Below are 5811 nucleotides of genomic sequence, written 5' to 3'. Positions count from 1 at the left end.
CAAAGCTAAGGGCTTATACCAAAGTCAAAGGCTTTTCACCTTGAGCGGTTAGAAAGACTTCGATTGGATCTTCAAATACTTCGTGAGCGTCTTGCTCAAATTTTTGCTCCCAAAGCATGTAGCTAAGAAGAAGTTCAGCGCCTTTCGTTGATTCCATTTGATTTGTTTCCATCATTGCGTCGCCTGCAGTGTTGCTGTTTGTGTTCGCCTTGTCTGAATTGATAACTGTAAGCATGTTCGAATCTCCGATTTGTTGAAGTGTCTGTTATTACTTACTGTTAAAGCAAAAAGCATGTTCATTGAATTTAAATTAGATAAAAAACAATTACTTATAATCTATTTCTAATCTAATTAATCACCTTTTGCGATCTTTGACGACACCAGCGTCGGATTTTCGTCACTGGTTTATGAGTAAGTATAATGGGGGTTTGCAAATAGAAAACTAGTGTTCACAATTGTTGTCGAAGCTTGCAAATTGTTAACCTAGCTAAGGCTTTTTCGTTCGTTTTAGGCAGTCACACCATCTAGTATGCGATCTTGTGCGTACTCACTCGGATAACCAAAAAGGAAGAGATTATGTACCAAGCATATCAGGCAGCATCCGCAGGTGCCGCCCTACAAAAAGTTGAGCGATCTGAGCAGGACTTAAGCCACGGTCAGGTTGAGCTAGAGGTAATGTACTGTGGCATTTGCCATAGCGACTTGAGCATGTTGAATAATGAGTGGGGTATGAGTAGCTACCCACTCGTTGCCGGGCATGAAGTGATCGGTAAGGTCGTACGCGTTGGCGAAGCTGTTCATTCTGATTGGAAGGGAAAAACCGTCGGTCTGGGTTGGCAGTCTGGTTATTGTGGCCACTGTAAGAGCTGCCATACAGCGGATGAGAATTTATGCTCAAGCGCGCAGGGGACGATCGTTGGGCGAGATGGTGGTTTCGCAGACAAGGTGGTTGCCGATGTGACCAGTGTTGTTGAGATTCCGGACGGAATGGATCTTTCAAAAGCCGGCCCGCTTCTCTGTGGAGGTATTACGGTATATAACCCGTTGGTGCAGTTCGACGTAAAGCCAACCGACAAAGTGGGCGTGATCGGCATTGGTGGACTTGGGCACATTGGTTTGAAGTTTTTGAATGCCTGGGGTTGTCACGTCACCGCGTTTACCAGTTCTGAGTCCAAACGTGAGGAAGCACTCTCACTCGGTGCGCATGCAACGATTAACTCGAGAGATGCTCAAGAGCTTGAAGCCGCCGCCGGAGAGTTTGATTTCATCATTTCAACGGTAAACGTAAAGTTAGATTGGAATGCTTATATAGCGACGCTTGCTCCAAAAGGGCGATTGCACTTTGTCGGTGCGACCACAGAGCCTCTGGATTTAGCGGTTTTCCCGTTGCTCCTTGGGCAAAAGTCTGTTTCGGCTTCGCCGGTTGGCAGCCCCGCAACGATTGCCCAGATGCTAGATTTCGCAAAGCGTCATGAGATCGAGCCACAAGTCGAAATGTTTAAAATGGAAGACATTAACGATGCTTTGAAGCACCTAGAAGAAGGTAAAGCACGCTATCGCGTGGTGCTCGACAACACGGCCTAGCACGTGCGCTTGGCAAAAGCGTTTATAACGCCTTTGCCACGTGAAAACACGCTTTATCCAGTAAAATCTTGCGCCAGTTTGGTGAGTTTGACGACTTCATTGAACTGGCGATGCTGTTCCTGCTGAGCCGATTGCGCATTCTGACAGGTACTGGCGGCGGAATCCTGAATAGCGTGTACGTTACGGTTAATCTCCTCGCATACTGCGCTTTGCTCTTCGGTGGCTGAAGCCGATTGAATCATCGCGTTGAGCGTCTCCTGAGTCAGATAGGTAATCTCTTCGAGCGATGTTTTGGCTAGCATGGATTGTTCAGACGTCGCATTTGAACTTTCGATGGTTTGAGTGACCAATGCAACAGCCTCTTCGACCCCAGTTTTTATTGAGGTTATGGCTTGCTGTATTTGCTCTGTGGTGGTCGATGTACTGTTGGCTAGGTTTCTTACCTCGTCTGCTACTACTGCGAAACCGCGCCCCTGTTCTCCTGCGCGGGCGGCTTCAATCGCTGCGTTTAACGCCAGAAGGTTGGTTTGCTCTGCAATTCCGTGTATCGATTGCACAAGGTCTGAAATTTGACCGCTGCTTTCGCTTATCTGCTGGACTTGTTCTGATGTTTTCTCCAGGTTGCCAGCCAGTTCTTGCACGAAACTGGTGGTAGAGCTGACTTGCGACGAGCCGTTGGATACTTGGCTCTGAACCGATTCCATGAGTTCGCTGACGCTTTGGGTGTTTTGCGAAACTTCCGCAATGGAAGAGGACATCTCGTTGATCGCGGTAGCGAGTTGCTCGAGCTCGGCTCTTTGCTTAACGGTATGTTCTTCTGTCTCCTCGGCCATGTTGACGGAGTTGCTAGCTCCGCGTTCGAGATTGCGCGTGCTGTCGACGACCCGCCAGAGTGCTGTCTCTAGTTTGTTGCGCATGAAGATTCGACTTAGTTCGATTGCACCGAGCTCGTTCGCTCTGCCTGTGTAAATATATTGTGCGAGTGGATCATGATGTAGCTGCTTCGCTTGATCTGCGGTATTCCTGATCCCGGCAGTGCCCAACCAGCAAAGCGCCGGCGCTAAAATGAGTGACAAGACAGCCAGTGTTGTTGCGGTGACACCGCCTGTTGACAGGGCGAGCAGAAATAGAGGTATTAGACAGGCATAGCTTATTGCGCTCATTCTAGCAGCCATTGGCCAATGACGAAGAAGGACGCTTTGGTATGGTTGCTTACCAGCATTGATTCGTTGGTAGGCGTCTTCTGCACGTGAGATTTGCTCGTGACTCGGTTTGAATCGAACGCTTTGAAGATCTGGCTTGCCATCCGTTTCTTCGCCGCTACTCATTACAAAGGCATCAACCCAGTAGTGGTCGCCATTTTTGCAGCGATTTTTAACAATACCCATCCAAGGCTCGCCCTGCGAGACTGTGTCCCAGAGCGACTTAAATGCAGCTTGTGGCATATCAGGATGGCGAACAATGTTGTGTGCTTGACCGAGTGACTCTTCCTCAGTAAAGCCTGAGATGTCGATGAAATCCTGATTTACATACTTGATTACCCCCTTTGCCGTTGTTGTTGAAACAATGCGGCATGAGTCAGAATAATCGACATTCTTTTGTGTGACAGGAAGGTTTTTTCGCATGCTGCTCTCACTAGAAAATCCTATATGTGAGAGCAAGTTTAGTCGAACTTATAGTGTCTGCACGCTTATGGGTTAGACCAAACGAAGGCTTAGATGCTTCATCGGCAAAGGTAAAGCTCGTAAGCGCGGCTTCCTTCACTCATCTGGTCAATGGGTTTTATGGTATTTGCGCCTTGCTCGAAAGCCGCGTTTCGGGCCAAGGTATTTAATTCCTCAACCATCGTGTCTTCGCTTCGGTCTATGCCCGCTATTTCAGAAAGCACTTTTACCTTGGTCTCGCCTAGCTTTTTACAGTTATCAATGTTGTGACTGATGACGACGCGTTCGCTCCCGGGAACGGTATCTACAAACGAGCACGCCCCGAGCGCAAACATCGGTAAAATAAGGATTGCACGGAGCAAATAATGAAGGCGGTGTTGCATGGTTTGGATGTCCTTGCGATTTGATTTACGTGTTTGGTTGATATTAACAGGTCTTTGTCGATAATACCCCGCACAGACTCTAATTCTACCCAACCTGACTAGGCGATATATGGCGCTTCAATATCAGATTATTCCGGTAACTCCTTTCGAACAAAACTGCAGCCTGATTTGGTGTGATCAAACCAACAAAGCAGCGTTGATAGATCCCGGCGGTGACCTTCCGCATTTGCTCCAGAAAGTAGAAGAGCAGGGTGTTGAGCTGGAGAAAATTGTTCTCACACATGCACATATCGACCATGCAGGCGCAGTGGGTGAGCTCTCTTCTTCAAAATCATTGCCGATTGAAGGGCCGCACAAAGAAGATGACTTTTGGATTCAGATGCTGCCACAGCAGTCGCAGATGTTTGGTTTTCCTCCAGCGCAGACGTTCCAGCCGACTCGTTGGTTGGATCAGAGCGATACAGTCTCTGTAGGGGACGAAATCCTGGAAGTGCTTCATTGTCCTGGACACACGCCCGGCCACGTTGTGTTCTATCACAGACCCTCTGCTTTGTTATTTGTCGGTGATGTGCTGTTTCAGGGCTCAATCGGTCGTACCGATTTTCCAAAAGGCGACTACGATACACTTTGTAAGTCTATTCGGGGCAAGCTTTGGCCTTTGGGCGATGATGTCTCTTTCGTGCCAGGGCATGGCCCTATGTCTACGATAGGGCAAGAGATCAAAACCAATCCCTTTGTTGGTGGGTATGGTTGATCACTTAAACTTGAGATAATTAGAATTTTTGAATTTTCATTTTATTAACGGAACCTTTAATGACCCAAACAGTCCGCACCCGCATCGCGCCTTCGCCTACCGGTGATCCTCACGTTGGTACAGCTTATATTGCACTTTTCAATATGTGCTTCGCAAAGCAACATAATGGGAAGTTTATATTGCGTATTGAGGATACAGATCAGGCGCGTTCTACACCTGAATCGGAAGCTCAGATTCTCGACGCCTTGCGTTGGCTCGGATTGAACTGGGATGAGGGTCCTGATGTTGGTGGTCCTTATGGCCCTTATCGACAGAGCGAGCGCAAACATGATTATGCCGCTTATGCGGAGCGGTTGGTAAACGAGGGCAAGGCGTTTTATTGCTTTCGCACCCCTGAAGAACTTGATGTCATCCGTGAGGAGCGTAAGGCTGCCGGGTTGAATCCGGGAATTAAGGGCGCTTTGGAATTGCCCTCTGATGAAGTTGAACGTCGCTTGGCCGCGGGAGAGCCGCATGTTATTCGGATGAAGGTACCTGATGAGGGAACCTGTGTGATCGAAGATATGTTGCGCGGAACGATCGAAATTGATTGGGCGCAAGTAGACTGCCAGATACTTCTTAAGAGTGATGGCATGCCGACATATCACTTAGCAAACGTGGTTGATGATCACCTGATGGCAATTACACATGTTATTCGGGGTGAAGAATGGATCAACTCTGCTCCGAAGCACAAATTGCTTTATGAGTACTTTGATTGGGAAATGCCGGTACTGTGCCATATGCCTTTATTGCGTAACCCTGATAAAAGCAAGTTGAGTAAGCGGAAAAACCCCACAAGTATCACCTACTATGAACGTGTTGGTTTCATGCCCGAAGCGGTGACCAATTATCTTGGCCGCATGGGTTACTCTCTGCAGGATGAGCGAGAAAAGTTTTCTCTTGCAGAGATGATAGAAACCTTCGATATTCAGCGGGTTTCGCTTGGTGGTCCCATTTTCGATGTAGAAAAGCTTAGTTGGCTCAACGGGTTGTGGATTCGTGAAAACCTGAGTGACGAGGAATTTGCATCCCGCGCTCAGGAATGGGCGTTTAATGCTGAGTTCGTAAAACCGATGCTTGAGCATATTAAGGGGCGTGTTGAGACGTTCTCGGATATCGCTCCTCTGGCAAGTTTTATGTTTTCGGGCATGCTGAATCTCGATCGCGCCGATTTCGCACACAAGAAACTCGAAGAGGGGCAGGTTAAGCGTGTTCTGCAGTTTGCTTTGTGGACTCTGGAATCGCAGCGTCATTGGAACAAAGAAAACGTTTTTGGGGACGTTAAGGCCTTGGCCAAGGCAATGGAAATAAAGATGGGTGACTTTATGCAGCCTTTGTTTGTCGCGGTTGCTGGAACACCAAACTCTTGGTCCGTTGTGGATTCTAT

The 5811-nt window shown here is 48.0% G+C and carries 6 protein-coding genes; 3 read left to right on the top strand and 3 right to left on the bottom strand.

What is annotated here, in order from left to right; all coding sequences use genetic code 11:
• Positions 1-13: 13 nt before the first annotated feature.
• The gene (locus A3751_RS06865) at positions 14-235 is read right to left on the bottom strand and encodes a hypothetical protein (RefSeq protein WP_068453702.1); all 222 of its coding nucleotides are present in this window, start codon (positions 233-235) and stop codon (positions 14-16) included.
• A gap of 341 nt (positions 236-576) precedes the next feature.
• On the opposite strand from A3751_RS06865, the gene A3751_RS06860 reads away from it, so the two are divergent.
• A complete protein-coding gene (locus A3751_RS06860) occupies positions 577-1584 on the top strand; it encodes an NAD(P)-dependent alcohol dehydrogenase (protein ID WP_068453700.1) in 1008 nt (335 codons plus the stop codon).
• 53 nt (positions 1585-1637) lie between these two features.
• Here the strand turns inward: A3751_RS06860 and A3751_RS06855 are convergent, their stop codons facing one another.
• Together A3751_RS06855 and A3751_RS06850 are read right to left on the bottom strand one after the other, a co-directional pair.
• Positions 1638-3209, bottom strand: coding sequence for a PAS domain-containing methyl-accepting chemotaxis protein (locus tag A3751_RS06855; protein WP_068453698.1), 1572 nt, complete (start codon positions 3207-3209; stop codon positions 1638-1640).
• A 98-nt stretch (positions 3210-3307) separates the two neighbouring features.
• Complete coding sequence (locus tag A3751_RS06850) at positions 3308-3631, bottom strand: DUF4156 domain-containing protein (RefSeq protein ID WP_068453696.1); 324 nt, start codon at positions 3629-3631, stop codon at positions 3308-3310.
• A 109-nt stretch (positions 3632-3740) separates the two neighbouring features.
• Here A3751_RS06850 and A3751_RS06845 point away from each other — a divergent pair, with 109 nt between their 5' ends.
• Together A3751_RS06845 and gltX are read left to right on the top strand one after the other, a co-directional pair.
• Positions 3741-4385, top strand: coding sequence for an MBL fold metallo-hydrolase (locus A3751_RS06845; protein WP_068453694.1), 645 nt, complete (start codon positions 3741-3743; stop codon positions 4383-4385).
• Between the two features lie 59 nt (positions 4386-4444).
• A partial coding sequence (gene gltX / locus A3751_RS06840) for a glutamate--tRNA ligase (RefSeq protein WP_068453692.1) occupies positions 4445-5811 on the top strand: 1367 nt, incomplete at its 3' end.

This window comes from Oleiphilus sp. HI0080, assembly GCF_001635135.1.
The sequence above is the reverse complement of the archived record's forward strand: the minus strand, read 5'-3'. Positions and strand labels throughout refer to the sequence as shown.

What these genes read in the sequence shown, in the direction of transcription:
- A3751_RS06865 (WP_068453702.1), bottom strand. Translation starts at nt 235, where the DNA reads ATGCTTACAGTTATCAATTCAGACAAGGCGAACACAAACAGCAACACT.
- A3751_RS06860 (WP_068453700.1), top strand. Translation starts at nt 577, where the DNA reads ATGTACCAAGCATATCAGGCAGCATCCGCAGGTGCCGCCCTACAAAAA.
- A3751_RS06855 (WP_068453698.1), bottom strand. Translation starts at nt 3,209, where the DNA reads ATGCGAAAAAACCTTCCTGTCACACAAAAGAATGTCGATTATTCTGAC.
- A3751_RS06850 (WP_068453696.1), bottom strand. Translation starts at nt 3,631, where the DNA reads ATGCAACACCGCCTTCATTATTTGCTCCGTGCAATCCTTATTTTACCG.
- A3751_RS06845 (WP_068453694.1), top strand. Translation starts at nt 3,741, where the DNA reads ATGGCGCTTCAATATCAGATTATTCCGGTAACTCCTTTCGAACAAAAC.